Annotated in this window: 1 protein-coding gene; it reads left to right on the top strand. The window is 40.4% G+C overall.

Annotated elements, in window-relative coordinates; translation table 11 throughout:
• Window positions 1-1,188: S8/S53 family peptidase (locus tag A5875_RS23950; protein WP_088935938.1), on the top strand; the 1,188-nt coding region annotated here is incomplete at its 5' end.
• Between the last annotated feature and the right edge of the window lie 165 nt (window positions 1,189-1,353).

Raw genomic sequence — 1,353 nt, 5'->3', positions numbered from 1 at the left:
AGCTATGTTCTTTGGATTCAACCAATTGATAGCCATACATCTGGAACAACAATCGGGATCGCTAGAAAAACCACAGCTAGCCCAAAGAAATTAGTTAAATTAAAAAAAATACGTAAACCAAACAGGAAGAATTCAGAGGCTCCACGGATTGATCTTCGTTCAAAGGACTTAACAGAGTTAGATTTGACGGATTATGCTGGTGAATTAAGCAGGGCAATCTTTGATTCAGAGACTCAATGGCCGGAAAAATTACCGATTGGATTTGATCCAAAAAAATGTCTGGAGCTGGGTAAAAATCCTGGATTGGGTGTCCGGGCGCTTCATAAAAAAGGGATCACTGGAAAAGGTATCTCGATTGGAATTATTGATCAAACGCTTTTGACTAGTCATGAACAATATGCAAAGCGGCTTAAACATTATGAGGAAATCCATGTATTATCCAAAAAACCTGAAATGCACGGAACGGCAGTATCTTCGCTCGCGTTAGGAAAAGATATCGGCGTAGCGCCAGCATCGAACTTATATTTTATTGCTTCCGCACTTTCTGACAATAATCTAAAGATGCTGATGGGAAAAGACAACAATGATCCAAAAGTGTACAATTATGCCTATTATGCGCAAGCCATTGATCGTTTTCTTGTGTTAAACGAATCACTACCTGAAAAAGAAAAAATTCGTGTCATTTCGATCTCAAGAAGCTTTGAAAAAAATCATGAAGGATATCAAACGGTTCAGAAATCTATTGATAAAGCAAAGGCGAGGGGTATCTTTGTCATTACTGCGAACCTTAAACGGGATTATAATGTTGGTCTTTCAGGTTTAGGAAGGGATCAAATGGCCGATCCAGATGATCCTGATTCCTACACTTTAGGCGATTGGATCAAGACGCATCCAGAAGAATTCAAGGATGATCTTTTTGTCCCGATGGATCGTCGAACGTATGCGGCAAGCAGCGGTGTTGATCAATACGAACAGGACGCTTCTGGCGGATTAAGTTGGGCAGTTCCTTATTTAGCGGGGCTATACGCACTTGCTTGCCAAGCAGATCCGTCCATTACACCAGAAAAATTTTTGGATTTAGCAATGAAGACCTCATACTCTCGAACAATCGAAAATATGGGCAAACCATTTACGATCAAATCTATTGTCAATCCAGAACGTTTGATCAACACACTTCAAGCTAACTAAATAAACGAAGGCTGCGACAACAAAATGTCCAACCTTTTATGTTTTCGTTGTTCGGCCTCGGTTTTGACGGAAATGGGGCGGATGTCTTCAATCTGTTGACCAAATAAAATGTCATAAACGGCAAGCACCTGCGTTGGAGCTGTTTTTTTGGCGTTTGATTATGAT

It is taken from the genome of Enterococcus sp. 3H8_DIV0648 (assembly GCF_002140655.1).
GTDB lineage: Bacteria > Bacillota > Bacilli > Lactobacillales > Enterococcaceae > Enterococcus_A > Enterococcus_A hulanensis.
The sequence above is the reverse complement of the archived record's forward strand: the minus strand, read 5'-3'. Positions and strand labels throughout refer to the sequence as shown.